We start from the raw sequence: 24208 nt of genomic DNA, 5'->3' as shown, positions 1-24208 counted from the left end.
GTCTCTCCGGTTCGGGCGCGAGCGATCACGTGGGCGGAGGCTCCTGTCAACGGGGTGCCATCGCCCGCGCCACCTCCCCCTTGAGTACGGGCAGGAGTTCGGCCTCGAACCAGGGGTTGGCCTTGAGCCAGCCGCTGTTGCGCCAGGAGGGATGGGGCAGCGGCAGCACGCGCGGATGCCCCGGCGAGTCGAGGATCGCGCGCCAGCGCCGCACCGTGTCGGTGAGCCCGGCCTTCGAACGGCCGAGATGCCAGTTCTGGGCGTATTGCCCGATCACCAGGATGAGCTCGAGGTTCGGCAGACCGGCGAAGAGTTCGACGCGCCAGCGCTCGGCGCATTCCCGGCGCGGGGGCCTGTCGCCACCCTTGGCATCGTAGCCCGGGAAGCAGGCGCCCATCGGCACGATGGCGAGCCGGGTCGCGTCGTAGAAGGCCGGCTCGTCGAGGCCGAGCCAGTCCCGCAGGCGGGTGCCGGAGGGGTCCATGAACGGCACGCCGCTCTTGTCCGCCCGGTTGCCGGGGGCCTGGCTCGCCACGCAGAGCCGGGCGGAGGCGCGGCCCTGCACGATGGGACGCGGCTCCTGCGGCAGGGGTGCACCGTAGAGCGGCGCGTCGCGACAGAGGCGGCAGGCCCGCAGACGCGCCGCGGTGGCATCGAAGGATGTCTCGGAGGGCATGATGCCGTCCGAGATAGGCGCTGCTCACCGTCAGGGCGAGGCCCCGGATCGTCGCCCCCGCTCAGGCGCCCTTCAGTCCGTCGAGGTCGAGGGGCAGCGAGCGCAGGCGCTGCCCGGTGGCGGCGAAGATCGCGTTCGAGATCGCGGGCGCGATCACCGGGACGCCGGGCTCGCCGATGCCGGTGGGGGCCGCCTGGGACGGCACGATGTGAACCTCGACCACCGGCATCTCGCTCATGCGGGTGGGCGCGTAGGAATCGAAGTTGCGCTCCTGCACCACGCCGTCCTTGAGGGTGATCTTGTTGCGCAGGACCGAGGACAGGGCGAAGCCCACCGCCCCCTCCACCTGCGCCCGGATCACGTCCGGGTTGACGGCCACCCCCACGTCGACCGCCGCCACGATGCGGTTCACCTTCACCTTGCCGGCCTCGGCGGTGACGTCCGCCACCATGGCCACGTAGGATCCGAAGGATTCGTGCGCCGCGACGCCGAGGCCGCGTCCCTTGTCGCTCGCTTTCTTCGGGTCCCAGCCCGCCTTCTCGGCGGCGAGCTTCAGGGTGGCAGAGAGGCGCGGCGCGCCGCCGAGCAGCCCGAGGCGATAGGCGACCGGGTCGGCTCCGGCCGCATGGGCCAGTTCGTCGATGAACACTTCCATCGCCTGGGCGGTGTGACTGTGGCCGACCGAGCGCCACCACAACACGGGGACGCCCTCGCGGGCATTGTGGACCTCGAAGTGGTAGGCGGGCAGCGCGTAGGGCGTGTCGGAGGCGCCCTCCACCGTGGTGGCATCGACGCCGTCCTTGACGATCACCGTCTCGAACGGGGTGCCGATCATGATCGACTTGCCGATCATCCGGTGCTCCCAGCCCGTGATCGCCCCCTTGGCGTCGAGGCCGGCGCGCAGGCGGTGCACCACCATCGGCCGGTAGTAGCCGCCGGCCATATCGTCCTCGCGGGTCCAGACGAGGTGGACGGGCGCCTTGCCCCCGGTCGCCCGCATGATCGTGGCGACCTCGGCGAAGTAGTCGGCGCTCGGCGTCGCGCGCCGGCCGAAGGAGCCGCCGGCCCACTGGGTGTTCAGGCGGACCTTGTCGGTGGTGACGCCGAGATTGGCGGCGATGACGGCCTGCTCGACGGTCTGGAACTGGCAGCCGGCGAAGACGTCGTAGCTGCCGTCCGAGGCGCGCTCGATGGTGACGTTCAGGGGCTCCATGGCGGCATGCGCCAGGTAGGGGAAGGTGAACTCCGCCTCCAGCACCTTGGCCGAGCCGGCGATGGCGCCCTTGGCGTCCCCTTTGTTGGACGCGACGAGGCCCGGCGTCTCGAGGCGCCGGCGGTGGTCGGCGAGGATCGCGTCGGAGGAGCGGGTCTCGGCGGCCGCGTCGTCCCAGGTCACCTTGAGGGCGTCCCGGCCCTTCATGGCCGACCAGGTGTCGCGTGCCAACACCGCGACGCCGGTGGGGATCGTCACGACATCGACCACGCCCGCGACCGCGCGGGCGGCCTTGTCGTCCACGCTCTTCACCGTGCCGCCGAAGCGCGGCGAATGGGCGACCACGGCCGTGAGCTGGCCCGGGCGCCGGATGTCGAGGGAGTAGATTGCGGTACCGTCGGTCTTGGCGGCGGAATCCAGCCGGGGGAGCTTGCTCCCGATCAGCTTGAACTGGCTGGCATTCTTGAGGCGCGGCTCCTTCGGCACGGGCTGCGCGGCCGCCGCCTCGGCGAGTTCTCCGAACCGGGCCTGCCGGTTGGATGCCGGGTGCCGGACGGTGCCGGATTCCACCGTGATCTCGGAGGCGGGGACCTTCCACTTCTCGGCGGCCGCCGCGACCAGCATGGCCCGGGCCGCCGCGCCGGCCTTGCGCAGCTGGAACCAGGAATTGGCGACGGCAGTAGAGCCGCCCGTGCCCTGGACGGGGCCGAAGGCGAAGTTGTTGTAGAGCGTGGCGTCGGCCGGCGCGAAGGTGGTGCGGATGGTCGCCCAGTCGGCGTCGAGTTCCTCGGCCAGGATCGTGGCGAGGCCCGTCGTGTTGCCCTGGCCCATGTCGAGGTGCTTGATCACCACCGTCACGGTGTCGTCGGCGGCGATGCGCACGAAGGCGTTCGGCATCGCCGGAAGGGCCGAGAGGTCGGGGCCGGCGGCCGCCTTCGCGAGTTTCGCCGGATCGAGGGTGAAGCCGATGACGAGGGCACCGGCGGCTACGGTGGCGCCGCCGAGGAAGGCGCGGCGGGAGGGCGCGGGCGGCTTGGCCTGACGAACCTTCAGCATGGGGGGCTCCAGTGCAGACGCGAAGTCGGGGACGGGGATCGGAACGGCGCGGGGATCGTCAGGCGAGGCTGCGTGCCGCCTCGTGGATCGCGGCGCGCACCCGCTGGTAGGTGCCGCAGCGGCAGACGTTGCCGTCCATGGCGCCGTCGATGTCGGCATCCGTGGGCTTGGGGTTCTCGGAGAGCAGCCCGATCGCCGACATGATCTGGCCGGACTGGCAGTAGCCGCACTGGACCACGTCGAGGCCGCGCCAGGCCGTGCGTACCGCCTCGGCGACCTTGCCGGAGGCGCCCTCGATGGTCGTGACCTTGGCCGTGCCGATATCCCCGATGCGGGTCTGGCAGGCGCGCACCGGCTGACCGTCGAGGTGGACGGTACAGGCGCCGCACTGAGCGATGCCGCAGCCATACTTGGTACCGGTCTGGTTGAGGTGGTCGCGCAGCGCCCAGAGGAGCGGCATGTCCGGATCGGCATCGACCTCGTGGGCGACTCCGTTGACGGTGAGTTTCAGCATCACGGCCTCCCGATGCGCAGTTTGGAACTACGCTAATCCTTGATCCCCGGAAACCATGTGCGCCGGCGCACGTGATCCGGGACCCGCCGCGGAACCAGCGTGGTCCGGCGGACACGCAAGCGAGATCAAGCCTGTGGGGCCAAAGGTATGGTGCGGAAACCGCGACAATGCTGCGCATCCCGGCAGGCGGTTCTTAACACATCGGGATCAGTCTCGGTCCGGTCGTATCCCGGCCTCTCGGCGGTCCAAGCCCGGACCGCGACGCCCGCCCCGAAATCTCAAGACGGTGATGACCGACCTGACTGCGGAGATGATCCAACGCGGCCGTGGGCCCTCGGTGCAGGAGGCCGCGCGTCGTCGAGATGTCGCGCGCGACATGCGCTCGGCCCGGGAGCGGCTCACCTCCACGAGCGGGCTCGAACGCGCCTTCGACTACGAACTTGTCCGCGTCTACGCGCAGTACCGTGCCGGCGCGGCGATCCCGCTCGCACTCCTCGGCCTCGCAGTGGCCGGCATCGCCGCCCTGTGGACCCCACCCGTCCTCGCGGCGGCCTGGGGGGTCTGCATCGTCGCCACAGTCACCTTCACCAAGCTCCTGACGCGCGGCTTCCTGGCGCAGGACCCGGCGCAGGTCTCGGTGCGGCGCTGGCGGCGCGCCTTCATGGCCGCCGAGTTCCTGCAGAGCACGGCCTGGGCGATGATGGTGCTGGTGGGCGCCTCGGGCGCACGCACCTTCGTGCTCTTCGGCCTCGTCATCGTGGCGGCCATCGCCGCGATGCTCGCCGCCACCCTGCCGGCCGCCGCCGTGGCGGCCCTGGTCCCCCTCTGCGTCGCCGCCCTGTCGCTCCTCGCCGTTTCGCAGGACATGGACACGATGATGCTCGTGACCATGGTGGTCGGCGCGCAGGTGTTCTTCCTGGGCCTGGCGCGGCGCGTCTACGCCGCCACCGTCGAGGCGCTGCAGTCGCAGGCGGAGAAGGACGCGATCTTCGGCGAGCTCGAACAGGCCAAGGCCAATTCCGACGAGGCGCGGCGACGCGCCGAGGAGGCGAACCTTGCCAAATCCCGCTTCCTCGCCACCATGAGCCACGAGCTGCGCACGCCGCTCAACGCGATCCTGGGCTTCTCGGAGGTCATGAAGAACGAGGTGTTCGGAGCGCACGTGGCCCCCTCGTACAAGGAATACGCCTCCGACATCCACGACAGCGGCCTGCACCTCCTCAACCTCATCAACGAGATCCTCGACCTGTCGCGGATCGAGGCCGGGCGCTACGAGCTCAACGAGGAGGCCATCCAGCTCGGTCACGCCGTGGAGGAATGCCGCCACATGATGGGCCTGCGGGCCCGGGGCAAGAACCAGACGATCCACGAGTTCATCGACGGCACCCTGCCCCGCCTCTGGGCCGACGAGCGGGCCCTGCGCCAGATCGTGCTGAACCTCCTCTCGAACGCCGTGAAGTTCACGCCCCCCGGCGGCGAGATCACCATCAAGGTCGGCTGGACCTCGTCGGGCGGCCAGTACGTCAGCGTGAAGGACAGCGGTCCCGGCATCCCGGAGGACGAGATCGGCACCGTCATGTCCTCGTTCGGGCGCGGGTCGCTCGCGATCAAGACCGCGGAACAGGGTTCGGGCCTCGGCCTGCCCATCGTGAAAGGCCTCGTGGACCTGCACGGGGGCCACTTCCAGCTCAAGTCGAAGCCGCGCGAGGGCACCGAGGTCGTGGTGATCTTCCCCGCGAGCCGGGTCATGGAGACCCTGCCCGCCATCGAGGTTCCGGGCGAACCCGCCGTGGCGGCGCCCCAGGAGCGGCGCGCCCGCGCCGCCTGACGGCGCCCTACCCGACGCCGCGCTCGGAGACACCCGCCTGCGCGAAGGTCGCCATGTCGCGGTGACAGGCGAGCGCACCCTTGAGGAGGCCCAGCGCCAGGGCGGCGCCGGAGGCCTCTCCGAGCCGCATGCCGAGCGCCAGCAGGGGCACGAGGCCCAGACGCTCCAGCACATCCGCATGTGCGCCCTCCGCCGAGACGTGCCCGGCGAGGCAATGGTCGAGGAGCGACGGGTCGAGGGCATGCAGGATCGCGGCGGCGGCCGTCGCCACGTAGCCGTCGAGCACCACGGGCACGCGCTGCAGCCGGGCGGCCAGGATCGCACCCGCGATCGCCGCGACCTCGCGGCCGCCGAGACGCGCCAGGATCTCAAGGGGATCGTCGAGGTGGCCGGCGTGATGGGCGAGCGCGGCCTCCACCGCCGCGACCTTGCGGGCGAGCCCGGCCTCGTCGACGCCCGTGCCGCGCCCGACCCAGTGCGCGGCCTCGCCGCCGTAGAGCGCGGCATAGATCGCAGCCGCGATGGTGGTATTGCCGATGCCCATCTCGCCGAGCGCCAGGCAATCGGTGCCGGCGGCCACCGCTTCCATGCCGAATGCCATGGTGGCGACGCAGGCCTTCTCATCGAAGGCGGCCTGCGTCGTGATGTCCCCGGTCGGCATGTCGATGGCCAGATCGAACACCTTGAAGCCGAGGCCGTAGGCGGCGCAGATCTGGTTGATCGCCCCGCCGCCGGCGGCGAAGTTGTCGAGCATCTGGCGGTTCACCGCCGCCGGGAAGGCCGAGACCCCGCGCGCCGTGACGCCGTGGCTGCCCGCGAAGACGCAGACCAGGGGACGGTCCAGGGTCGGCTGACCCTTGCCCTGCCAGGCGGCGAGCCAGGAGACGAGGTGCTCCAGGCGTCCCAGGGATCCGGCGGGCTTCGTCAGGGTGGCGTCGCGTTCCGCCACCATCGCCACCGCGTCCCGGTCCGGCCCCGGCAGGGACGTGACAAGGCGGCGGATGTCGCTGAAGGGGGTGGCGTCGGTGTCGCGATCGGTCATGCGTGGCTATTCCGGTGGCCGGCCCGGCGCCAGGATGGCGGCCCGCCCGTGGCCGGAGCTATAACGGTGGGCGCAACGGTGGTGAAGGCGAGGCGGGGTCGCGATGGACGAGGATGCCGATCCCGCCTTTCCGGGCGCCACCCTCGCCTACGATCTCGCCGGCTGCCTGCGTTTCTATTCGCGCCTGCCCGTGCCACCCCTCCCCGGCGAGGGCGACCCGCATGCGGTGCCGGACTTCCGCACCTTGCCCCGGATGCTCCCCCTCGCCGGCCTCGTCCTCGGACTGCCGGGAGCCCTGGTGATGCTGGCGGCCTGGGGCCTCGGGCTCGGGCCCTTCCTCGCCGCGACGCTGGCGCTGACGGCGGGGGTGCTGGTCACCGGCGCCCTCCACGAGGACGGCCTCGCCGACGTGGCGGACGGGTTCGGCGGCGGTTCAACGCCGGCCCGGCGCCTGGAGATCATGCGCGACAGCCGCATCGGCGCCTATGGCGGCGTCGCCCTGATGCTGTCGCTGGCTCTGCGGATCGGCGCCCTGGCGACGCTCCTCGATCGCGGCGGACATCTCGCGGTCCTCGCCCTGGTGCTCGCCGCCGCGCTCTCGCGCACCGCTGCCCTGGCGCCGCTCGCCCTGCTGCCGCCCGCACGCCTCGACGGGGCCGGCGCGGCCGTCGGCCGTCCGAGCCGCAGGACCCTGTCCACGGCCGGTGCGCTCGCCCTTGGCCTGACGCTGCTCGGCCTCACCCTCGGGCTCCCGCTCCTCGGCGGAATCCTGATGCTGGTTCTCGCCGCGCTCGCCGCCCTCGGCGTCACGGCCCTCGCGCGCCGGTCGATCGGCGGCCAGACCGGAGACGTGGTGGGCGCCGCCCAGCAGGGGGCGGAGATCGCCGCGCTCCTCGGACTGGTGGCGGCGCTGCCGGCCTGAACCGCACCGTGACGCCGGCCGGGCTTGATCCGGAGCGGGCTCCCCTGGCATGGATCGGCGCGATGAGCCCGCTTCGCCCCAAACCCTCCAGCCCCTGCACCAAGCTCTGCATCCTCGACGCCGCCACCGGCCTCTGCGAGGGCTGCGGCCGCACGCGCGATGAGATCGCCCTGTGGGGGTCGATGCCGGAGCCCCGGCGCCGGGCCGTGATGGCGACGCTGGAGGAGCGCCTGCGCGCCGCCTACCCGGCGCGCGTCCCGGCACCGGCCGTGCCATGAGGCTCGTTCTCGGCCTCGTCATCCTGGGTGGCGCGCTCGCCCTGCTCCTGCTCTCGGGCGACGACCGGCCCGTATTGGGGATGGACCCGGACCAGTTCGCGCAGCTCGCGATGGCCACGGGGTTCCTGACCGTGATCGTGGCCGGGTTCTGGCACCAGTTCCGGGACCGGATGGGAGCGAACCTGACCGCGCTCATGGCCTGGGGCGCCCTCGGGGCCGCCCTGGTGGCGGGCTATGCCTATCGCGATGAGGCGCGCCGGATCGGCGACCGCATGCTCGGGGCCGTACGCCCGGGCAGCGCGGTGGTCGCCTCGGACGGCACGGTCACGATCACCCGCCGCGCGGACGGCGATTTCCACGTCCGCGCGGAGGTGAATGGCCAGGCCCAGGGCTTTCAGTTCGACACGGGCGCGAGTTCCGTGGTCCTCACCGCCGAGAGCGCGGCCAGCCTCGGAATCCGCCCCTCCGCCTCAGAGTTCAGCGTGCGCGTCTCCACCGCCAACGGGGTCACGGTGGCGGCCCCCGCCTTTCTCGACACCCTGCGGGTGGGCGACATCGTGGAACGAAGGGTTCCCGCCCTGGTGAGCCGCCCGGGCGCGTTGCGCGAGAACCTCCTCGGCATGAGCTTCCTCGACCGGCTGGCCTCCTTCGAGGTCCGCGGCGATCGCCTGATCCTGCGGGGGCGCTGAGGCGGTGTCCCTGCGCGGTCGGGCGCCGCTGCGCATCAGGCGGCGCGGGTCTCCGCCGCATCCCGTCGATGCTCCGCCTGCACCACGAGGTTCACCGCGTCCCGCAGGGTGGCGAGATCCGCGTCGGCCTGCGTTCCGTGCGTGGAGAGGTGCCGGCGGTAGGCGCGTGCTCCGGGGCGTCCGTTGAACAGGCCGAGCATGTGCCGCGTCACCGTGTGCAGGCGCAGGCCCTCGGCCAGGAACCCGGCGAGGACCGGCTCGAACGCCGCCACCGCCGCGAACGGGTCGGCTACCGGGGCGGCCTCGCCGAACAGGACCGGATCGACGTCGAGGAGGATCGCCGGATCGCTGTAGGCGGCCCGGCCGATCATCACCCCGTCGACCGCCGCGAGGTGGGCGGCCGCGGCCGCGATCGTGGCGATGCCGCCGTTGATGGCGACGGGAAGCGTGGGATGGGCCCGCTTCAGACGGGCCACGCGCCCGTAATCCAGGGGCGGCACATCACGGTTCTCCTTGGGCGAGAGACCCTGGAGCCAGGCCTTGCGCGCATGCACCACGAGGCCGTCGACCCCGGCCTCGACCACCGCCTCCGTAAGGGCATCGAGGGCGACCTCGGTGTCCTGATCGTCGACGCCAATCCGGCACTTCACCGTGACGGGCACCGACACCGCCCCCTTCATGGCGGCCACGCAATCGGCGACGAGGCCCGGATCGCGCATCAGGCAGGCGCCGAATCGCCCGTCCTGAACCCGGTCGGACGGGCAGCCGACATTCAGGTTGACCTCGTCGTAGCCGAAATCCTCGGCGATGCGCGCGGCCCGCGCGAGATCGGCCGGGTTCGATCCGCCGAGTTGCACGGCCACCGGATGCTCCCCGGCGTCGAAGCCGAGAAGGCGCTCGCGAGGGCCGTGGATGACCGCGCCGGTGGTGACCATCTCGGTGTAGAGCCGGGCGCGCCGCGACAGGGTGCGGTGGAAGGCGCGGCAATACCGATCCGTCCAATCCATCATGGGCGCGATGGAAAAGCGCCAGGGACTTGAACCGGGGCTTGTCACGATTGATCCGGTCACCTGCTCGACGCTCCGCCCTGCTTCATTCAACATCAGCCCGGTCCACGCGTGTCCCTAACCGGAAACGCATATCGAATCCGCGCGCCGTTCCCCCGATGAGGGTCCGGGGGCACCACGGGTGGGACCATCGCCGATCGCGTCCCGGCGAACCCGTCACCCGTCGGTGGAACGCGGTTCAGGTCAGGCGCCGCACCAGGGTCCGCTCCATCAGCAAGCCGATGGAGAGCGCCGACAGGCCGAACAGCAAGACATACATGTAATCGACCTCGACGCCGAGATTGGGCTCGTAGGCGAGCCGGGTCCACTCGACGATCTGGACCATGGGGTTCCACTTCATAATGTCGTAGAGCTGATCGGGCAGCAAATGCGGCAGGTAGAAGATGCCACAGGTCAGATAGACCGAGATGGTGACGATGACGTAGCCCAGTTGCCAGCCGGGAAAGAAGGAGACGATCCCGATATTGACGGCTCCGATGCCGACCCCGATCAGAATTGCAGAACAATAAGCGCCGATCGCCATCGACGGCTCCACCGGGATCGGATTGACACCTAAGCTCGCGAGAATGCAGATGACGATCAGGAGACCCGTGAATCCTTTCACGATCTCCACGATCAGCCGCGCCAGCATGACGTCGAAGATCTTCACCTGCGGATAGTAAAGCAGCGGCTTGTTCGCGCTGACCGCCTTCATGACCTCGCGAGAGATGTACTGGAAGGTCAGGGCGGGGACGCAGCCCGTGGCGACGAACAGGAGGGGACTGTCGCCCATCGGCGACGGCTGGCCGCGAAATGCCATGACGCCGACCATGACGAAGATGTGGGCCACCGGCCACAGGACGAGGACGGCGTAACCCCAGTGAGAGCCACCGAAGCGCGTGCGCATGTCGCGCAGGACGAGGGCGCGAATGACGTGGGCGTAGGTTTCGAGCTTGCTCGGGGCTCGCAGGATTTCGTCGGCTGCAACGGCCATCGGGCGCCTCTCCGGAAGTTCCGGTGTCCTTGACGTCGGATCAAGACGAAATTGCGGGTGCTTCGCCTCAGGCGTCTCACCCGGAGCCCAGGCCGGCCACGCCTTCACGCGGCGGCGGCCGGACTTCCCGATCGGAGCGTGGACGCGGCGGGTTCGCGCGCCTCAATGATCGTGTTTGCAATCCGGACCGTGGACATGGCCGTGCTCATGTCCATGCGCTCGGGTCTCGTGCGCCCTGTGATCGTGAGCGTGCTGATCGTGGGTGTGATCATCGTGGGCGTGATGTTCGTGCGCATGATGATCGTGGGCGTGATGATCGTGTCCGCACTGACTGTGGTCGTGGGCGGCCCGCTCGGGCTTGAAGGCCCGGGTGACGGGGGTGGCGGCGCAGCCCTGCCCGCGCACGAGTTCGGCGGCGCTGCGGGGGACGTAGAGCACTTCCGAAGCGATCTCGGCCGGAACGTGGCTGCCGCCGAGTTGCCAGGCGAGGCGCAGGAGGCGGGCCGGGTTCTCCGCCCGCACTTCGAGGAGGGGCTCCCCGGCGGCGCGGATCGCGACGAGGCGGCCATCCTCGAGGCGCAGGGCATCACCATCCTCGAGGGCCGCCGCCTTGGCGAGGGCGAGGTCGAGGGTCAGGCCGCCCTCCCCCGTCAGCTGGTCCGGCGGGGTCTGCCGGGCGGCGTGATCGAGGACGACGGTGTCGACGACGGCATCGGTCCGGACGGCGACCTTGCGGACGAGGGTGGTGGCACGCAGCATGGATTCCTCGTGTCGGGATGGGTGGCAGGCCTCGCGGCGATCGGTCCGCCGCGATGGACCGTGATGCCCGCACCACTAGAGGGTTTTTGCGGGAAACGGAAAGGTGTGGCGGAACCTTGGCCGTTCAGCGTGCATTTCTGCGGCAGAATGCTTAAGCTCGGGCGCGACGAAGAGAACGGCCGAAGGCCGGATCACAACGCACAAGGGAGTCTCGGAACCATGAAGAAGCTCATCGCGGCCAGCCTCGCCGGCGCCCTCGCCCTCTCGCTCGGTGCCTGCAACACGCCGCAGGACCGTGCCCTCGGTGGCGCCGGCCTCGGCGCCCTGGCGGGTGCCGCCATCGGTGGAGCCGCCACCGGCCGCGCCGGCGGAGCTCTTGCGGGTGCCGCCATCGGTGGAGCCGGCGGCGCCATCGCGGGTGCGGCCACCGCCCCGCGCTGCCCCTACGGCACCTACCGCGACGCCTACGGCGACGTGTACTGCCGCTGAGTCCCGGCGCCCGCGCGGCCCTTCCGGCCGCGCCGGACCACGAGGCTTCCTCTCCCCCGAGAGGGAGCCTTTTCTTTGGGTTAGTTCATGGCTCAGTTCATGGGCCGGGCGCCCCGCTCCGATCCATCCAGTCCAGCATGCCCGCCGCCGCCGCGCGGCCCGAGGCGAAAGCACCCTGGAGCAGGTAGCCTCCGGTCGGGGCCTCCCAGTCCAGCATCTCGCCGGCCACGAAGGTGCCGCGCCGGCGCGTCAGCATGAAGCGGGCGTCGAGGCCCTCGAAGCGGACGCCGCCCGCCGTGGAGATCGCCCGGTCGAGCCCGCGCGCGGCCTCGGGCCGAAGCGGCACGGCCTTGATCAGCGCCGCCAGCGCCTCGGCCGCGACGGGGAGCGGATGGGCGGCCTCGCGTAGCAGGCCGATGCCGACCGGCGGCAGGGCCGCGTCCTTGCGCAGGCGGTTGGCCAGGGACAGCCCCGGCTTCGGGTTGCCCAGGGCTTTGACAAGCGCGGCCTCGTTCACATCCGGGCGCAGGTCGAGGTACAGCCGCGCGGCGCCGCGCTCGGTCGCCGCCCGGATGGTTCGCGAGAGGGCGTAGATTGCGCCACCCTCGATTCCGTCGGCGCTGATGACGGCCTCGCCCCGCACGGAGGCCCCGTCGATCGAGAGGGCGATGCGTTTCAGGGGCGCCCCGGCGAAGCGTTCGGCGAAGACCGTCGACCACGCTACCGTGAACCCGACATTGGCGGGTTTCAGCGGCGCCACGGCGATGCCCTCGGCGGCGAGCCGGGGCACCCAGGCGCCGTCGGAGCCGAGGCGGGGCCAGCTCGCGCCACCCAGCGCCAGCAGGACCGGGCGGTGCGCGGTCGCGACCGGGCCGTCCGGTGCCTCGAAGACAGGGCCGCCCTCCGACGACCAGCCGGTGAAGCGATGCCGGGTGCGGATGCGGACGCCCAGGCCGTCGAGGCGCCGCAGCCAGGCCCGCAGCAGTGGCGAGGCCTTGAAGCGCTCCGGAAACACCCGTCCGCTCGACCCCACGAAGGTGGGCTCGCCGAGGTCGTCGCACCAGCGGCGCAGGGCCTCGGGCGGGAAGTCGGCGATGGCCTGCGCCAGCGTGCCGCCCTGCGGGTGGTAGCGCCCCAGGAAGGCGGGGAGCGGCTCCGAATGGGTCAGGTTGAGGCCGCCGCGCCCCGCGATGAGGAACTTGCGCCCGACGCTCGGCATCCGCTCGTAGAGCGTGACGGCGTGGCCGGCACGGGCCAGCACCTCCGCCGCCGCGAGGCCGGCGGGTCCGCCGCCGATCACGGCCGGGCCGTTCCAATCGCTGTGAGTCATGCGTCCTGGGAAGCCGTTGCGCAGCGGCCCTGTCAAGCGTGGCGGCCCTCCGCCCTTGATTCGCCCGGTTCCGAGCCCCAACTGCGCCCCATCGGCTGCGGGCCCCTCTGGCGGGACGCTGTGTGCTGCGTTCCGTGATGTCGGAGCCGATGCTTTCTCTCCTCAAGAAGCATCGACGGTCCTGCGTCATGATCGATTTTCTGTATTACGACTGGCTCGGCAAGCCCGTGTGGATGTGGCTCGGGTTCCACGCCCTGGTCGCCGGGTTGCTGGCTTTCGATCTCGGGCTGCTGCACCGGGACAAGAACCACGAGATCGGCGTGAAGGAGAGTCTTCTCCTCACCGCCTTCTACTTCACCCTCGGGATGATCTTCGGCGGCTGGGTCTGGTGGTACCTCGGGCCGCAGGCGGGCCAGGAATACGTCGCCGGCCTCGTGGTCGAGAAGTCGCTGTCGATGGACAACGTCTTCGTCATTGCGGTCATCCTCACCTCACTGGGCATCCCGCGCGCCTCGCAGCATCGCGTGCTGGTCTGGGGCATCCTCGCCGCCGTGCTGCTGCGCGGCCTGATGATCGGCCTCGGCGCGGCCCTGGTGCATCAGGCGGCCTGGGTCCTGTCGATCTTCGCGGCCTTCCTCATCTTCGCCGGCGTGAAGATGCTGGTCTCGAAGGACGAGGAGCCGGGCGACATCCGCGAGAACCGGGCCGTGCGCCTCTTGCAGCGCGTCCTGCGCATCACCCCCGAGCTGCACGGGCAGCGCTTCGTGGTGCGCAAGCCCGACCCGAAGACCGGCAAGACCGCCCTCTGGCTGACGCCCCTGGCCCTGGCGCTGATCCTCGTGAACGGCGCCGACGTGATCTTCGCCGTCGACAGCGTGCCGGCGATCTTCGCCATCACCACCGACACCTTCGTGGTCTACACCTCCAACATCTTCGCGATCCTCGGGCTTCGCGCCCTCTACTTCGCGCTGGCCGCGATGGTGGACCGCTTCGCCTATCTCAAGACGGCACTGGCGTTCATCCTGATCTTCATCGGCGGAAAGATCGTGGTCGCCGACACCTTCGACCTCGTCCACGTGCCGCCGTGGGTGTCGCTGGCCGTCACCGTCGTCTTCCTGATCGCCGGCGTCAGCTACAGCCTGTGGCGCACCCGCGGCGCGGTGACGGAGGAAGCGCACGGACATGGCGGCGGGGCCGTGCAGCACCGGGCTTGAGCGATCCATCCGCGCTTCCTCACGCCCGTGAGCGAGCGCGTCCGATACGGGCGCCGCTGGATCGAACCGGAGCTCGTTTCGGGCAGGCCCGCACGGCGTTCGTCGAAAGCCCGGGCCCGCCATCCCGGAGGGATCGATCGGATCGGGCATGCGATCGTCGAGGTCTCTGCGCCGCGCTTCAGTCCTTGCGTTGGTAGAGACCCGAGAAGGTGACGTTCATGCCGCCGCAGGCCGTGTTGCTCTGCGCCTGCAGGAACGGCGGCACCAGCCGGAGACGGACCTGGCAGGACAAGTCGTCGGGCAGGCCATAGGGACGCGTCCGGCCACCGTCCTCCCCCTCGGTGAAGGCAAGGTTCGGGCCCGTCGGCCGCGCCGTGGCCTGGAACTGTCCGAGATGGACGCCTCCGCGCCGCACGCGATCCGGATCCTGCAGACCGTAGGTCGCCTCGCCCACGAGGACGAGGCTGTCGCCCTTCGGCACGATGGTGATGGTCTGCTCGGGTCCGCTCACCCAGGTTGCGGCCCAGTCGGACAGGCCCGGTTCGGCGGCGGGCTCGGCCTTGAGGGCCGCCCGCGCAATCCATCCGCTGCGCGTCGCGCCCTTGGCGCCCTGGTAGGTGGCGCAGGCGAAATCCCGCAGCGTCCCGTTCACCAGCACCCGGTTGCCCGCCACGAGGTAGGCCGCCTCCCGGCAGGATGCGGCGACCGAGGGGCAGGTCCTGTCCTGCCACTGGGACTTTACGAAGGGGACTCGCTCGGGGCCGATCACGGTGGCGAGGCCGGCGGGCTGTTCGAAATCCGGTGTGCCCTGGCAGGTGCCCGCCGGTTGCGCCGCGGCCGCCGGGGCAACGAGGACCGCGAGTCCGAAGAGGCCCAGGCTCGGGACACGGCGTGGGGGCATGCGGATGTCTCCCTGGGATTGTGCGGGTGGTCTCTCAGCCTCGGCGCGGTAGTGCCGCGATCAGGTCCCGCAGGGTCGTGATGGTGGAGGCATCGGCGACACCGTCGACCCGGGCCGGCCGGAAATGGCGCTGGAACGCCGTCACCACCGCGGCCATGCGGGCGTCGAAGGTTCCGGTCACCGGCAGGTCGTAGCCGTAGAGGGCGAACATCGCCTGGAGTGCCTCGATCGGCGGGCCCGCATCCCCTTGCGCGAAGAAGCGCCCGTCCCGGATCGGGGCCGGGGGCACCCAGTGGCCGATGCCGTCGCGGGCGAGCCGCTCCCAGGGAAAGTGCTCGCCGGGATCCTCCTTGCGCTCGGGCGCGATGTCGGAATGGGCGAGCACCCGGTGCGGGGCGAGGCTCCAGCGCTTCGCGAGGTCGCCGCACAGGGCGATCACGGCCGCGAGCTGTGGCTCCGGATAGGGCGGCAGGCCGCCCGCATGGCCGCCATTGACGATCTCGACGCCGAGCGAGCGCGAATTGACGTCGCTGATCCCCGCCCAGGACGCCTGGCCGGCATGCCAGGCCCGGCGGCCCTCCGGCACCATCTGCACGACGCGCCCGTCCTCCAGCACCACGTAGTGGGCCGAGACCTCCGCCACCGGATTGGCGAGGCGCTGGAGGGCGGCGGCCGCGCTTTCCATGCCCGTATAGTGCAGGATGAGGAGGTCCACCGGCCCGCCGCGCCGCTCGCCGTGATTCGGCGAGGGATGGACGCTGGTGGCGGCGGGGCTCTCGGGCGTCGGTTTCATCGGAGACCCCGCTCGGCGCTGATCCGGTCATAGGCCGCGTTGATGGCGGCGAGGCGGCTCGTGGCGATGGCCACCGCCTCCGGCGGCAGGCCGCGGGCGATGGCGCGGTCGGGGTGGTTCTCCACCACCAGGGCACGGTGCGCCGCCTTGAGGGCGGCGTCGTCCACGTCGGGGTCGAGGCCCAGTACGAGGTAGGGGTCGTCCGCGAGCCGGACATGCCGGGCGGCGATGCGCCGGAAGGCGGCCTCGTCGTAGCCGAAGGTCTCGGCCACCGCGCGGAGATAACGCTCCTCCGCCTCGTGGATGGCGCCGTCCGCCTTGGCGATGTGGAACAGGCCGTCGAGCACGTCTTCCAGCAGGGCCGGCTCGTCGTGGAAGGTGGTGGCCAGTTGCCGGGCATAGGCCTCGAAGCCGTTCGCCGTGCCCTTGGCCAGATCGAACAGGCGCTGCACGCCGGGCCGCGCCCGCTCATCCACCTGCACCACCTTGGCGAAGGCCTCGACCTCGGCCGGCGTCACCACGCCGTCGGATTTCGCCATCTTGGCGGCGAGCGCCACGAGTCCGGTGGTGAAGACCACATCCCGGGGGGTGGCGCCGAACAGCGCCCCCTCGCGATCCAACAGGAAATGTCCGGCGACACCGCCGACGAGGCCGCCCAGGGGCCCGCCGATGGCCAGGCCGAGGCCGGCGCCCCCGAGCTTGCCCCAGATTCCCACGCTCATCGGCAACTCCCGTGGGTGCGGGGATCGGTCATGAAACACGGGCGGGTCAACACGAGAAGGTTGGTCAACACGAGAACGTCATGGGGCTGGATCGAGATCGGCGCGAAGCGGAGCGCGTCCTTACACCGGACGCCTCCGCTTCGGCGATAGGGGATGCGCTCAGCGCCGGGCGCAGAGGCCGACCAGGCCCTGACTCTCACTGGGGCAGGCGGCGCTCAAGGTCCCGTCCGGCGCCGCCGTCACGATGGCGCTGCCGCCCTTGAGGCAGAGGGCGGAGGCCAGGATCTCGGTGCCGTCGCAGGTCACGCTGCAGCCCGTGGCCGGGCAGGTCTCCTGCCGCACCACCCGGAACGGCGCGGCGGGCGCGCTGGCTGCGAGCCCCGCCTGACCCGGCTCGCCCTTCTGCCCCGGAGACCCCTTCGCGCCCGGCGCACCGGCGGGGCCCGCCGGTCCGCGCTCGCCGGGCTGGCCCATGGCGCCCGCCTCGCCCTTCGGACCCGGCTCGCCCTTTGGACCCGGCTCGCCCCTGGGCCCAGCCTCACCCTTCGAGCCAGTCTCACCTTTCGGGCCAGCCTCGCCCTGAGGCCCCTGGGTGCCGGGCAGGCCCGCCAAACCCTGCGGACCCGTCACGCCCTGCGGGCCGGTGGGGCCGGGTTCGCCCTTCGGTCCGGGTTGGCCGGCGGGGCCGCAATTGGCGACCGTCGCCTCGCGCTCGTCCTCGCCCGCCTTGAGATGAGCGATGCAGTTGGTGGGCACGTAGGGCAGGCGGAAGACGAAGCGGCCCCGGCTGTCGGCGATCACCGAGATGTCCTCGTCGAGCACCACCACGGTGCCGGCCTTGCGCACGCTGCCGGAGATGCGCAGGTCGCCGTTCTCGAAGCGCGCGTCGTAGATCTGGATCGGCTGCGACACGCCCTGCGCGCGCCGGGCCTTGGCGGCGTCGTTCGCGGGCCGGCCTTGCCGGGACTGTTCCGGGGCCGGCTGCGCGGCGGCGGGCAGCGCCCCCGCGACGGTGATCAGGCCCGACAGGACCACGAGGGCACGAGCGAAGCGCATGGAGTTCTCCCGGCTGGTCCGCGTCTGCTGCGCGGCAGGTGAGGTGTGCTGCCCTGCCCACGGCACAGGGTCAAGCTTCGGCGCGTCGGGTGTCGCCCCTCACGGCCGGATCGGTGCGCGCAAGCCCTATCCACACCTGTCCACAGGCATCCACAGGCCAACGCGTTGGCCACCCGAAAAAATCCCGACGCTCCCGGAAACCGGTTGAGTGTGTTCATGCTTTGTTCCTATCGTGAAGGGACAGGAGCGGAGCCGATGCGTCACAGACCCGAAGAACCTCCCGATCCCCCGACGGAAGCATCGGAACGGACGCGTCCGCGGGCGGCGGACGGCCTGCCGGTGGATCTGGCGGCCCTGCGGGCCCGCGTGGCGGCACAGGAGGATACCCGCATCGCGCGGGGTGCCCTGCCCCTCGGGATCCACGATGTCGACGCACGTCTCGCGGGCGGGGGGCTCGCTCTCGGGCAGTTGCACGAGATCTCTCCCCTGGCGGCGGGCGATGAGCCGGCGGCCCTCGGCTTCGCCCTGGCGCTGGTGGCGCGCCACCTCGCCCGCGTGCGGGGCGAGGCGCTCCTCGTGGCGGGCCAGGGCCATCCCCTCCCCTACGGACATGGACTGGCCGGGCTCGGGCTCGACCCGGGGCGCCTGCTGCTGTTCGAGGTCGGCAGCGACGGCGACGCCTACCGCGCCCTGGAAGAGGCCCTGCGCGCGCAGGGGCTGGCCGCCGTGGCCGGTCTCGTGGACGCCGCCCTGCCCCTGGCCCAGAGCCGGCGGCTCCACTTGGCGGCCGGGCACACGGATCTGCTGCTCCTCGTCCTGCGCCCACCCGGGGCGGAGAGCCCCAACGTGGCGACGACGCGCTGGCGCATCGCCGCCGGCAAGGCCCTGCGTGACCGCTTCGGCTGCATCGAGCGGCCGTGCTGGCAGGCCACCCTCGAGCGGAGCCGCAACGGGCGGACCGGACACTGGCTCCTGGAGTGGGATCATGCCGCGCATCGTTTCGGTCTGGCTGGAGCATTGGCCGATCACGCGGCTGAGGCGGGCCCGGGCGAGCCCCTCGGAGAGCGGCGCCTCCGGCGCGTCCGATGACGGCCCGATGGTGGTGGCCGCGATGGAGGCCAACGGCCTGCGCCTGATCGCGGTGGATCCCTTCGCCCGCGCCCTCGGCCTCGCCCCCGGCGAGACCCTGGCGCGGGCCCGCGCACGAATCGGCACGCCCATCGCCGTCCATGCCGGCGACCCAGAGGCGGATGCCGCCGCCCTGCACCGGCTCTGCCTCTGGGCCAAGCGCTACACCCCCGTCGTCGCCCCCTTCGGTCCGGCGGAGGGCGGGGACGGCTTCTTCCTCGACATCGCGGGGGCGAGCCACCTGCTCGGCGGCGAGGCCGCCCTGCTGGCCGATCTCGCCCGGCGGCTCGCCGAGCACGCGATCCCGGCCCGGATCGCGCTCGCCGACACGCCCGCCTGCGCCTTCGCCCTGGCCCGCCACGGCGGAGGCGGACTGGTCGCGCCCCCTGTCCCGGACGAAACGACGGGTTTCACGCATCCGACGGGCAGCGCGGGTCCCCTCTCCCGGAAGGAGAGGGACAGGGTGAGGTGTGGTCCATCTCCGGAAAGCGCACACACCTCACCCCAGCCCTCTCCTTCCAGGAGAGGGGGCACGGTTGCGCCTCTGGCGGACGATCGGAGCCTCGTCGGCATCCGATCTGGCGATGCTCCCCGGCGCAGCCCGAAGGGCGCAAATTCGTTGGTCTGCCAGGACGGCGACTCTCGTGGCGCCCTGGATCTTCCATCGGGAGGCCGGACCGCGCCGTATCCGGGGGAACACTGGCGTGGCCCGCATATCTTGGTTCCGGTCGGAGGCAACGCCCGGGCGCTGCACGCCCTGCCCGTCGCGGCCCTGCGCCTCGACCCCGCCACGGCGCAGGCCCTGGCTCGCCTTGGCCTGCGACGGATCGGCGACCTCGCCGCCGCGCCCCGGGCGCCGCTGGCCCGGCGCTTCGGCGAGGCCCTGCTCCTGCGGCTCGACCAGGCCCTCGGCCATCGGCCCGAACCCCTCGTCACCACCGGGGACCCGCGGGATTTCCAGGCTGCGCGCGGCTTCCTCGAACCGATCGGACAGCCGGAAACCATCGTCGCCACGGCCACGCGGCTGATGGAGGAACTGGCGCCCCGACTGGACGCGGCCGGCCTCGGTGCGCGGGCGCTGCGGCTGTCCCTGACCCGGGTCGATGGGGTGGTGCGCACCCTCGACCTCGGGATGAGCCTGCCGATCCGCTGCCCGGCCCAGGTCGCGCGCCTACTCGCCCTGCGTCTCGACCGCCTCGGCCCAGCCCTCGATGCCGGCTTCGGCTTCGAGACCGTAGAGCTCGCGGTGACCGCCACGGGCACGATCGCGGCGCATCAGGGAATACTGGTGGAGGCGCCCGGCGCTGCCGAAGGAGCCGAACATCTGGGCGATGCCCTGCGCCAGCGCATCGGCCGGCGGATGATGCGGCTCGGCTTCCGCGCGAGCCACCTGCCCGAGCAGGCCGGGACGGCGGAGCCCTGGCGCACGGGCCGCCCGAACCCCGACGGGAGCGTCCCCCGCCTGCCGCCCCGCCCCCTCGTGCTCCTGCGCCGAGGCGAGGTCGCAGAGGACGTGATCGCACTCGCCCCCGACGGGCCGCCCCATCGTTTCCGCTGGCGCCGCCGCGTTCACCGCGTCGCCCATGCGGACGGCCCCGAGCGCATCGCCGACGAATGGTGGCGGGCGCCCGGGCCGACGCGGGATTATTACGTGGTGGAGGACGAGGCCGGCCGCCGCCTCTGGGTCTACCGCGAGGGCTTCCTCACCATGGACACGCCCGCGCGCTGGTTCGTGCACGGGCTGTTCGCATGAGTTTTCCCGGGTCGACCTCGGCCGACCCGGGGCGGGGATACCTACTCCGCCGCGTCGACGTAGAGCTTGCCGCCCTCCGCCTGGAACTCGGCGGACTTCGCCGCCATGCCGGCCGCGCGCTCCGCCTCGCTCATGGGCTTCGCCTCGCCGAGCACCTGACCCGCCGCCTCCATCGCCAGAACCTCGGCGCGCAGATCCTGCGTGATCTTCATCGAGCAGAATTTCGGGCCGCACATCGAGCAGAAATGCGCGACCTTGTGGGCGTCCTTCGGCAGGGTCTCGTCGTGGTAGGCGCGCGCCGTGTCGGGATCGAGCGACAGGTTGAACTGGTCCTCCCAGCGGAAATCGAACCGGGCGCGGGAGAGGGCGTCGTCGCGCAGCTGCGCCGCCGGGTGGCCCTTGGCGAGATCGGCGGCATGGGCGGCGATCTTGTAGGTGATCACGCCTTCCTTGACGTCGTCGCGGTTGGGCAGGCCGAGATGCTCCTTCGGCGTGACGTAGCAGAGCATGGCGCAGCCGAACCAGCCGATCATGGCCGCGCCGATGCCGGACGTGATGTGGTCGTAGCCCGGCGCGATGTCGGTGGTCAGCGGGCCGAGGGTGTAGAACGGCGCCTCGCCGCACTCCTCCAGCTGCTTTTCCATGTTCACCTTGATCTTGTGCATCGGCACGTGGCCGGGGCCCTCGATCATGGTCTGGCAGCCCTTGTCCCAGGCGATTTTCGTCAGCGCACCGAGCGTCTCCAGTTCGGCGAACTGCGCGGCGTCGTTGGCATCCGCGATGGAGCCGGGACGCAGGCCGTCGCCCAGCGAGAACGACACGTCGTAGGCCCGCATGATGTCGCAGATCTCGTCGAAGCGCTCGTAGAGGAACGATTCGCGGTGCCCGGCGAGGCACCAGCGCGCCATGATCGAGCCGCCCCGGCTCACGATGCCGGTGACCCGGCGCGCGGTGAGCGGCACGTGGGCGAGGCGGACGCCCGCATGGATGGTGAAGTAGTCGATGCCCTGCTCGGCCTGCTCGATGAGGGTATCCTTGAAGACCTCCCAGTCGAGCTTCAGCGGATCGCCGCCCACCTTCTCCAGCGCCTGGTAGATCGGCACCGTGCCGATCGGGACCGGCGAGTTGCGCACGATCCACGAGCGGATGTTGTGGATGTTGCGGCCGGTGGACAGGTCCATCACCGTGTCGGCGCCCCAGCGGGTCGCCCAGACCAGCTTCTCGACTTCCTCCGCGGCGGACGAGGTCACGGCCGAATTGCCGATGTTGGCGTTGATCTTCACGAGGAAGTTCCGGCCGATCGCCATCGGCTCCACCTCGGGGTGGTTGATGTTGGCCGGGATGATCGCGCGGCCGCGGGCCACCTCGTCGCGCACGAACTCGGGCGTGATGAAGCCCGGCAGGGAGGCGCCGAAGCTGTTGCCGTCGGCAAGCGCCGCCTGCGCGCCTTCGAGCATCGTCTCGCGGGCGAGGTTTTCGCGGTGGGCGACGTAGATCATCTCCTCGGTGATGATGCCGGCGCGGGCGAACTCGTACTGCGTCACCATCTGGCCGGGGCCGGCCTTGCGGATCTCGCGGGTGGCCGGACACGGGGCCACGAGCTTGTCCTCGGGCACGAAGCCGTTGTCCTCGGGCTTGACCGCGCGGGGCGTCACCGTGGCGTAGCCGCGCCGGGCGATCCAGGGCTCGCGCACCAGGGGCAGGCCGGCATGGAGGTCGATCCGCGCATCCGTCTCCGTGTAGGGGCCGGACGGGTCGTAGACCCGCACGGGGGCCTCCTTCGGATCGCTGAGGGTAATCTCGCGGAACGGCACCCGCACGTCGTCATGGCCGGCGACCGCCGCATAGACCTTGCGCGAGCCCATGATCGGGCCCGTGGTCACCGCCTGCGGCGGGCCCTGCGGCAGATCCTTCGGGAGAACGGGTGCATTCATCGGTTCGCTCCTGGCGTTGGAGGCGATCCGGTTCGGGGACGACGGCTCTGGATGGGACGACGCTTGTGCGGGCGCGCCGTTTTTAAGAGGATTCCCGTCCCTCCGCCGGTACGAACCGGATCAGGTTCAAGGGTCGGGGCGACGCGCCCAATCTCAGCCCCCGGACTCGGGGCTCCCCTCGGAATGGTTCCAGGTTCGATCTCCCGAGCGGCTTTGTCAATCGCCGCACTGACAAACCGACGCGGAAACTGCGCCTGAACGAACTTTACGGACGAGGCCGGCGTTTTCCCCCCACGAGTCCGGCCGTCTGGGCCGGCGCACAAACCACAGGTTCTCCCATGAAGCGCATTCTTCTGGCGTCGGCCGCCCTGGTCGGCGCCCTCGCGATGATTCCCGTGACCGCCGATGCCCGTCCGGGCGGCGGTGGCTTCCGGGGCGGTGGCGGCGGGTTCCACGGTGGTGGGCTCGGCGGTGGCGGCTTCCGGGGCGGCCTCGGTGGCGGTGGTTTCCGGGGCGGCCTCGCGGGCGGCGGCTTCCGGGGCAACGGTCTCGGCGGCGGCGGCTTCAACCGCGCCGGCTTCGGTGGCGGCGTTGGGCTGGCCGGCGGCAGGGGCTTCCGGGGCGGCGTCGCCGGGTTCAATCGCGGCGGCTTCAACCGGGCCGGCTACGGCGGGCGGGGCTATGGCTACCGTCGTGGCTATGGCGGCATCGGGCTCGGTGTCGGCCTCGGGCTGGCGGGCGCCGGCATCGGCTACGGCCTCGGCAGCGCCTATGGCGGCTATTACGGCGACGATTACTACGCCGGCGGCTACGCACCAGCCTATTACGGGGGTGGTTACGGAGGGTACGGCACGGGTTACGGCGGCGGCTATGCCCCGGCCGGCTACGGTACTGAGACCACCACCGAGGTCGCCCCGACCGGCAACGACGTCGCCTATTGCGTCCAGCGCTTCCGGTCCTACGACCGCCGCAGCGGGACCTATCTCGGCAATGACGGCCAGCGCCACGCCTGCCCGTAACGGCTGACCGGCCACACGGAATCGAAGGCCTCGCCCGCCCCGCGCGGGCGGGGCCTTCTGTCGATTCGGGTCCCTCAGCCCCCCTGGAGGCTCTCGGCGAAATCGTCCGGCACCTCGCCGAAGCTCGCCAGGATGGCGGCGCTCTCCAGCTCCCCCGTCTCGTCGTCGGCCACGACCTTGATCGCGGCGGTCCCGGGAAAGCGCGCGGCCATGGCCTCGGCCTTCTTGAGGGCACCGCTCTCGGTGACGGCGACCTCCCGGTCGCCGGGGGTGAGCCGCTTGCGCTTCAGCACGAAGGTCTGGACCAGGAAAGTCGTCTTGAGGGCCATGAGGGGTCTCCAGCGGCCCCGAGGCACGCCAACGGCCCGGTCCGAATCCGGCGTGCACCTAATCAGGTTTCACGCGGCGGGACAGTGGTTTTGCGCCCTGGCCCGGGCGGCTGTCCCACGGATCGCAGTGGACCGTCAGCTCAAGCGGGATCGGATGCGTCGAGGCGCAGCACCAGGCGATCCCCCGCCCAGAGCTCGACGGACCGGCCATCCATGAAGGCCCGTGCCCGCTCGATGGCCTCGGCCTCGTCGCGGGCTGGGATGACCTTCGTGCGCAGCACGCGGCCGGCCCCATCCAGCAGGCGCACGCGGTAGGAGTTCGGTGGCATCTGGGCTGGTGCGGCGTCCGTCATGACCAACTGTTCGCGTGAAGGATCGCCTCCGCGCAATGCGCGTCAGAATCGGCCCGGACCAGGACGCCCGCGTCGGCTCCCTATCGTACGACAGCATACGGCAGCGGTCACAAGCTCGCGAGACCATTTCTGTACTGAGCGATCTCACATTCTCCGTGAAGCGGGCTGCC

At 71.3% G+C, this 24208-nt stretch carries 24 protein-coding genes and 1 riboswitch; of the genes, 9 read left to right on the top strand and 15 right to left on the bottom strand.

Features of this window, described 5'->3' with window-relative positions; genetic code table 11:
• Nucleotides 1–46: 46 nt before the first annotated feature.
• The 3 genes from OF380_RS11745 to OF380_RS11735 form a co-directional block, all read right to left on the bottom strand.
• Nucleotides 47–676 carry a uracil-DNA glycosylase family protein gene (locus OF380_RS11745; RefSeq protein ID WP_264050937.1) on the bottom strand — a complete coding sequence of 210 codons (630 nt, stop codon included), beginning with the start codon at nucleotides 674–676 and terminating at the stop codon, nucleotides 47–49.
• 61 nt (nucleotides 677–737) lie between these two features.
• Nucleotides 738–2945 (bottom strand): xanthine dehydrogenase family protein molybdopterin-binding subunit, encoded by a 2208-nt coding sequence (locus OF380_RS11740; RefSeq protein WP_264050936.1) that lies wholly within the window; start codon nucleotides 2943–2945, stop codon nucleotides 738–740.
• Between the two features lie 58 nt (nucleotides 2946–3003).
• Nucleotides 3004–3459, bottom strand: coding sequence for a (2Fe-2S)-binding protein (locus tag OF380_RS11735; protein WP_264050935.1), 456 nt, complete (start codon nucleotides 3457–3459; stop codon nucleotides 3004–3006).
• A gap of 289 nt (nucleotides 3460–3748) precedes the next feature.
• Between OF380_RS11735 and OF380_RS11730 the strand changes: the two genes are divergently transcribed.
• Nucleotides 3749–5287, top strand: coding sequence for a sensor histidine kinase (locus OF380_RS11730; RefSeq protein ID WP_264050934.1), 1539 nt, complete (start codon nucleotides 3749–3751; stop codon nucleotides 5285–5287).
• Between the two features lie 7 nt (nucleotides 5288–5294).
• Here the strand turns inward: OF380_RS11730 and cobT are convergent, their stop codons facing one another.
• A complete protein-coding gene (cobT, locus tag OF380_RS11725; RefSeq protein ID WP_264050933.1) occupies nucleotides 5295–6329 on the bottom strand; it encodes a nicotinate-nucleotide--dimethylbenzimidazole phosphoribosyltransferase in 1035 nt (344 codons plus the stop codon).
• A gap of 103 nt (nucleotides 6330–6432) precedes the next feature.
• On the opposite strand from cobT, the gene cobS reads away from it, so the two are divergent.
• The 3 genes from cobS (at nucleotide 6433) to OF380_RS11710 (ending at nucleotide 8218) form a co-directional block, all read left to right on the top strand.
• On the top strand, nucleotides 6433–7251 hold the full coding sequence (gene cobS / locus OF380_RS11720; protein ID WP_264050932.1) for an adenosylcobinamide-GDP ribazoletransferase: 819 nt from the start codon (nucleotides 6433–6435) through the stop codon (nucleotides 7249–7251).
• A 62-nt stretch (nucleotides 7252–7313) separates the two neighbouring features.
• Nucleotides 7314–7529 carry a DUF1289 domain-containing protein gene (locus OF380_RS11715; protein ID WP_264050931.1) on the top strand — a complete coding sequence of 72 codons (216 nt, stop codon included), beginning with the start codon at nucleotides 7314–7316 and terminating at the stop codon, nucleotides 7527–7529.
• Complete coding sequence (locus tag OF380_RS11710) at nucleotides 7526–8218, top strand: retropepsin-like aspartic protease family protein (RefSeq protein ID WP_264050930.1); 693 nt, start codon at nucleotides 7526–7528, stop codon at nucleotides 8216–8218. Before OF380_RS11715 ends, OF380_RS11710 begins: the two co-directional genes overlap by 4 nt.
• 35 nt (nucleotides 8219–8253) lie before the next feature.
• Here the strand turns inward: OF380_RS11710 and dusA are convergent, their stop codons facing one another.
• From dusA to OF380_RS11695, 3 genes are all read right to left on the bottom strand, one after another.
• Nucleotides 8254–9228, bottom strand: a complete 975-nt coding sequence (dusA, locus tag OF380_RS11705; protein WP_264050929.1) for a tRNA dihydrouridine(20/20a) synthase DusA — start codon at nucleotides 9226–9228, stop codon at nucleotides 8254–8256.
• Nucleotides 9229–9463: 235 nt separating this feature from the next.
• On the bottom strand, nucleotides 9464–10258 hold the full coding sequence (locus tag OF380_RS11700; protein ID WP_264050928.1) for an ABC transporter permease: 795 nt from the start codon (nucleotides 10256–10258) through the stop codon (nucleotides 9464–9466).
• A 162-nt stretch (nucleotides 10259–10420) separates the two neighbouring features.
• A complete protein-coding gene (locus tag OF380_RS11695; protein ID WP_264050927.1) occupies nucleotides 10421–11017 on the bottom strand; it encodes an urease accessory protein UreE in 597 nt (198 codons plus the stop codon).
• A gap of 219 nt (nucleotides 11018–11236) precedes the next feature.
• Between OF380_RS11695 and OF380_RS11690 the strand changes: the two genes are divergently transcribed.
• Nucleotides 11237–11506, top strand: coding sequence for a hypothetical protein (locus OF380_RS11690; protein WP_264050926.1), 270 nt, complete (start codon nucleotides 11237–11239; stop codon nucleotides 11504–11506).
• A 97-nt stretch (nucleotides 11507–11603) separates the two neighbouring features.
• On the opposite strand, the gene OF380_RS11685 is transcribed toward OF380_RS11690, so the two are convergent.
• Nucleotides 11604–12836, bottom strand: coding sequence for a TIGR03862 family flavoprotein (locus OF380_RS11685; RefSeq protein ID WP_264050925.1), 1233 nt, complete (start codon nucleotides 12834–12836; stop codon nucleotides 11604–11606).
• A gap of 188 nt (nucleotides 12837–13024) precedes the next feature.
• On the opposite strand from OF380_RS11685, the gene OF380_RS11680 reads away from it, so the two are divergent.
• Nucleotides 13025–14050, top strand: coding sequence for a TerC family protein (locus OF380_RS11680; RefSeq protein ID WP_264050924.1), 1026 nt, complete (start codon nucleotides 13025–13027; stop codon nucleotides 14048–14050).
• A gap of 178 nt (nucleotides 14051–14228) precedes the next feature.
• On the opposite strand, the gene OF380_RS11675 is transcribed toward OF380_RS11680, so the two are convergent.
• The 4 genes from OF380_RS11675 to OF380_RS11660 form a co-directional block, all read right to left on the bottom strand.
• Entirely contained in the window at nucleotides 14229–14951 is a 723-nt protein-coding gene (locus OF380_RS11675) for a hypothetical protein (RefSeq protein WP_264050923.1), read from the bottom strand.
• 34 nt (nucleotides 14952–14985) lie between these two features.
• Nucleotides 14986–15744 carry an N-acetylmuramoyl-L-alanine amidase gene (locus OF380_RS11670; RefSeq protein WP_264050922.1) on the bottom strand — a complete coding sequence of 253 codons (759 nt, stop codon included), beginning with the start codon at nucleotides 15742–15744 and terminating at the stop codon, nucleotides 14986–14988.
• On the bottom strand, nucleotides 15741–16466 hold the full coding sequence (locus OF380_RS11665; protein ID WP_264050921.1) for a molecular chaperone DjiA: 726 nt from the start codon (nucleotides 16464–16466) through the stop codon (nucleotides 15741–15743). Before OF380_RS11665 ends, OF380_RS11670 begins: the two co-directional genes overlap by 4 nt.
• Nucleotides 16467–16625: 159 nt before the next feature.
• On the bottom strand, nucleotides 16626–17522 hold the full coding sequence (locus tag OF380_RS11660) for a collagen-like protein (RefSeq protein WP_264050920.1): 897 nt from the start codon (nucleotides 17520–17522) through the stop codon (nucleotides 16626–16628).
• Nucleotides 17523–17777: 255 nt separating this feature from the next.
• Between OF380_RS11660 and OF380_RS11655 the strand changes: the two genes are divergently transcribed.
• Nucleotides 17778–18611 (top strand): ImuA family protein, encoded by an 834-nt coding sequence (locus tag OF380_RS11655; RefSeq protein WP_264050919.1) that lies wholly within the window; start codon nucleotides 17778–17780, stop codon nucleotides 18609–18611.
• Nucleotides 18508–20403 (top strand): Y-family DNA polymerase, encoded by a 1896-nt coding sequence (locus OF380_RS11650; RefSeq protein WP_264050918.1) that lies wholly within the window; start codon nucleotides 18508–18510, stop codon nucleotides 20401–20403. Before OF380_RS11655 ends, OF380_RS11650 begins: the two co-directional genes overlap by 104 nt.
• Before the next feature lie 41 nt (nucleotides 20404–20444).
• Here OF380_RS11650 and thiC read toward each other — a convergent pair whose 3' ends face one another.
• The gene (thiC, locus tag OF380_RS11645) at nucleotides 20445–22337 is read right to left on the bottom strand and encodes a phosphomethylpyrimidine synthase ThiC (RefSeq protein WP_318784614.1); all 1893 of its coding nucleotides are present in this window, start codon (nucleotides 22335–22337) and stop codon (nucleotides 20445–20447) included.
• An 80-nt stretch (nucleotides 22338–22417) separates the two neighbouring features.
• Nucleotides 22418–22526: riboswitch (TPP riboswitch) on the bottom strand.
• 149 nt (nucleotides 22527–22675) lie between these two features.
• Between thiC and OF380_RS11640 the strand changes: the two genes are divergently transcribed.
• Nucleotides 22676–23356 carry a BA14K family protein gene (locus OF380_RS11640; protein WP_264050917.1) on the top strand — a complete coding sequence of 227 codons (681 nt, stop codon included), beginning with the start codon at nucleotides 22676–22678 and terminating at the stop codon, nucleotides 23354–23356.
• A 74-nt stretch (nucleotides 23357–23430) separates the two neighbouring features.
• Here the strand turns inward: OF380_RS11640 and OF380_RS11635 are convergent, their stop codons facing one another.
• Nucleotides 23431–23685: a hypothetical protein gene (locus OF380_RS11635; protein ID WP_264050915.1), complete on the bottom strand. Its 255-nt coding sequence runs from the start codon at nucleotides 23683–23685 to the stop codon at nucleotides 23431–23433.
• Between the two features lie 140 nt (nucleotides 23686–23825).
• Nucleotides 23826–24038: a hypothetical protein gene (locus tag OF380_RS11630; RefSeq protein WP_264050914.1), complete on the bottom strand. Its 213-nt coding sequence runs from the start codon at nucleotides 24036–24038 to the stop codon at nucleotides 23826–23828.
• Nucleotides 24039–24208: the final 170 nt, after the last annotated feature.

Source organism: Methylobacterium sp. FF17 (assembly GCF_025813715.1).
In the GTDB taxonomy this organism is placed as follows: Bacteria; Pseudomonadota; Alphaproteobacteria; order Rhizobiales; family Beijerinckiaceae; genus Methylobacterium; species Methylobacterium flocculans.
This window is presented reverse-complemented; position numbering and strand designations above follow the sequence as displayed.

Excerpts from the sequence above, each read along its gene's own strand:
- OF380_RS11745 (WP_264050937.1), bottom strand. The coding sequence starts at position 676 with ATGCCCTCCGAGACATCCTTCGATGCCACCGCGGCGCGTCTGCGGGCC.
- OF380_RS11740 (WP_264050936.1), bottom strand. The coding sequence starts at position 2,945 with ATGCTGAAGGTTCGTCAGGCCAAGCCGCCCGCGCCCTCCCGCCGCGCC.
- OF380_RS11735 (WP_264050935.1), bottom strand. The coding sequence starts at position 3,459 with ATGCTGAAACTCACCGTCAACGGAGTCGCCCACGAGGTCGATGCCGAT.
- OF380_RS11730 (WP_264050934.1), top strand. The coding sequence starts at position 3,749 with ATGACCGACCTGACTGCGGAGATGATCCAACGCGGCCGTGGGCCCTCG.
- cobT (WP_264050933.1), bottom strand. The coding sequence starts at position 6,329 with ATGACCGATCGCGACACCGACGCCACCCCCTTCAGCGACATCCGCCGC.
- cobS (WP_264050932.1), top strand. The coding sequence starts at position 6,433 with ATGGACGAGGATGCCGATCCCGCCTTTCCGGGCGCCACCCTCGCCTAC.
- OF380_RS11715 (WP_264050931.1), top strand. The coding sequence starts at position 7,314 with ATGAGCCCGCTTCGCCCCAAACCCTCCAGCCCCTGCACCAAGCTCTGC.
- OF380_RS11710 (WP_264050930.1), top strand. The coding sequence starts at position 7,526 with ATGAGGCTCGTTCTCGGCCTCGTCATCCTGGGTGGCGCGCTCGCCCTG.
- dusA (WP_264050929.1), bottom strand. The coding sequence starts at position 9,228 with ATGATGGATTGGACGGATCGGTATTGCCGCGCCTTCCACCGCACCCTG.
- OF380_RS11700 (WP_264050928.1), bottom strand. The coding sequence starts at position 10,258 with ATGGCCGTTGCAGCCGACGAAATCCTGCGAGCCCCGAGCAAGCTCGAA.
- OF380_RS11695 (WP_264050927.1), bottom strand. The coding sequence starts at position 11,017 with ATGCTGCGTGCCACCACCCTCGTCCGCAAGGTCGCCGTCCGGACCGAT.
- OF380_RS11690 (WP_264050926.1), top strand. The coding sequence starts at position 11,237 with ATGAAGAAGCTCATCGCGGCCAGCCTCGCCGGCGCCCTCGCCCTCTCG.
- OF380_RS11685 (WP_264050925.1), bottom strand. The coding sequence starts at position 12,836 with ATGACTCACAGCGATTGGAACGGCCCGGCCGTGATCGGCGGCGGACCC.
- OF380_RS11680 (WP_264050924.1), top strand. The coding sequence starts at position 13,025 with ATGATCGATTTTCTGTATTACGACTGGCTCGGCAAGCCCGTGTGGATG.
- OF380_RS11675 (WP_264050923.1), bottom strand. The coding sequence starts at position 14,951 with ATGCCCCCACGCCGTGTCCCGAGCCTGGGCCTCTTCGGACTCGCGGTC.
- OF380_RS11670 (WP_264050922.1), bottom strand. The coding sequence starts at position 15,744 with ATGAAACCGACGCCCGAGAGCCCCGCCGCCACCAGCGTCCATCCCTCG.
- OF380_RS11665 (WP_264050921.1), bottom strand. The coding sequence starts at position 16,466 with ATGAGCGTGGGAATCTGGGGCAAGCTCGGGGGCGCCGGCCTCGGCCTG.
- OF380_RS11660 (WP_264050920.1), bottom strand. The coding sequence starts at position 17,522 with ATGCGCTTCGCTCGTGCCCTCGTGGTCCTGTCGGGCCTGATCACCGTC.
- OF380_RS11655 (WP_264050919.1), top strand. The coding sequence starts at position 17,778 with ATGCGTCACAGACCCGAAGAACCTCCCGATCCCCCGACGGAAGCATCG.
- OF380_RS11650 (WP_264050918.1), top strand. The coding sequence starts at position 18,508 with ATGCCGCGCATCGTTTCGGTCTGGCTGGAGCATTGGCCGATCACGCGG.
- thiC (WP_318784614.1), bottom strand. The coding sequence starts at position 22,337 with ATGAATGCACCCGTTCTCCCGAAGGATCTGCCGCAGGGCCCGCCGCAG.
- OF380_RS11640 (WP_264050917.1), top strand. The coding sequence starts at position 22,676 with ATGAAGCGCATTCTTCTGGCGTCGGCCGCCCTGGTCGGCGCCCTCGCG.
- OF380_RS11635 (WP_264050915.1), bottom strand. The coding sequence starts at position 23,685 with ATGGCCCTCAAGACGACTTTCCTGGTCCAGACCTTCGTGCTGAAGCGC.
- OF380_RS11630 (WP_264050914.1), bottom strand. The coding sequence starts at position 24,038 with ATGACGGACGCCGCACCAGCCCAGATGCCACCGAACTCCTACCGCGTG.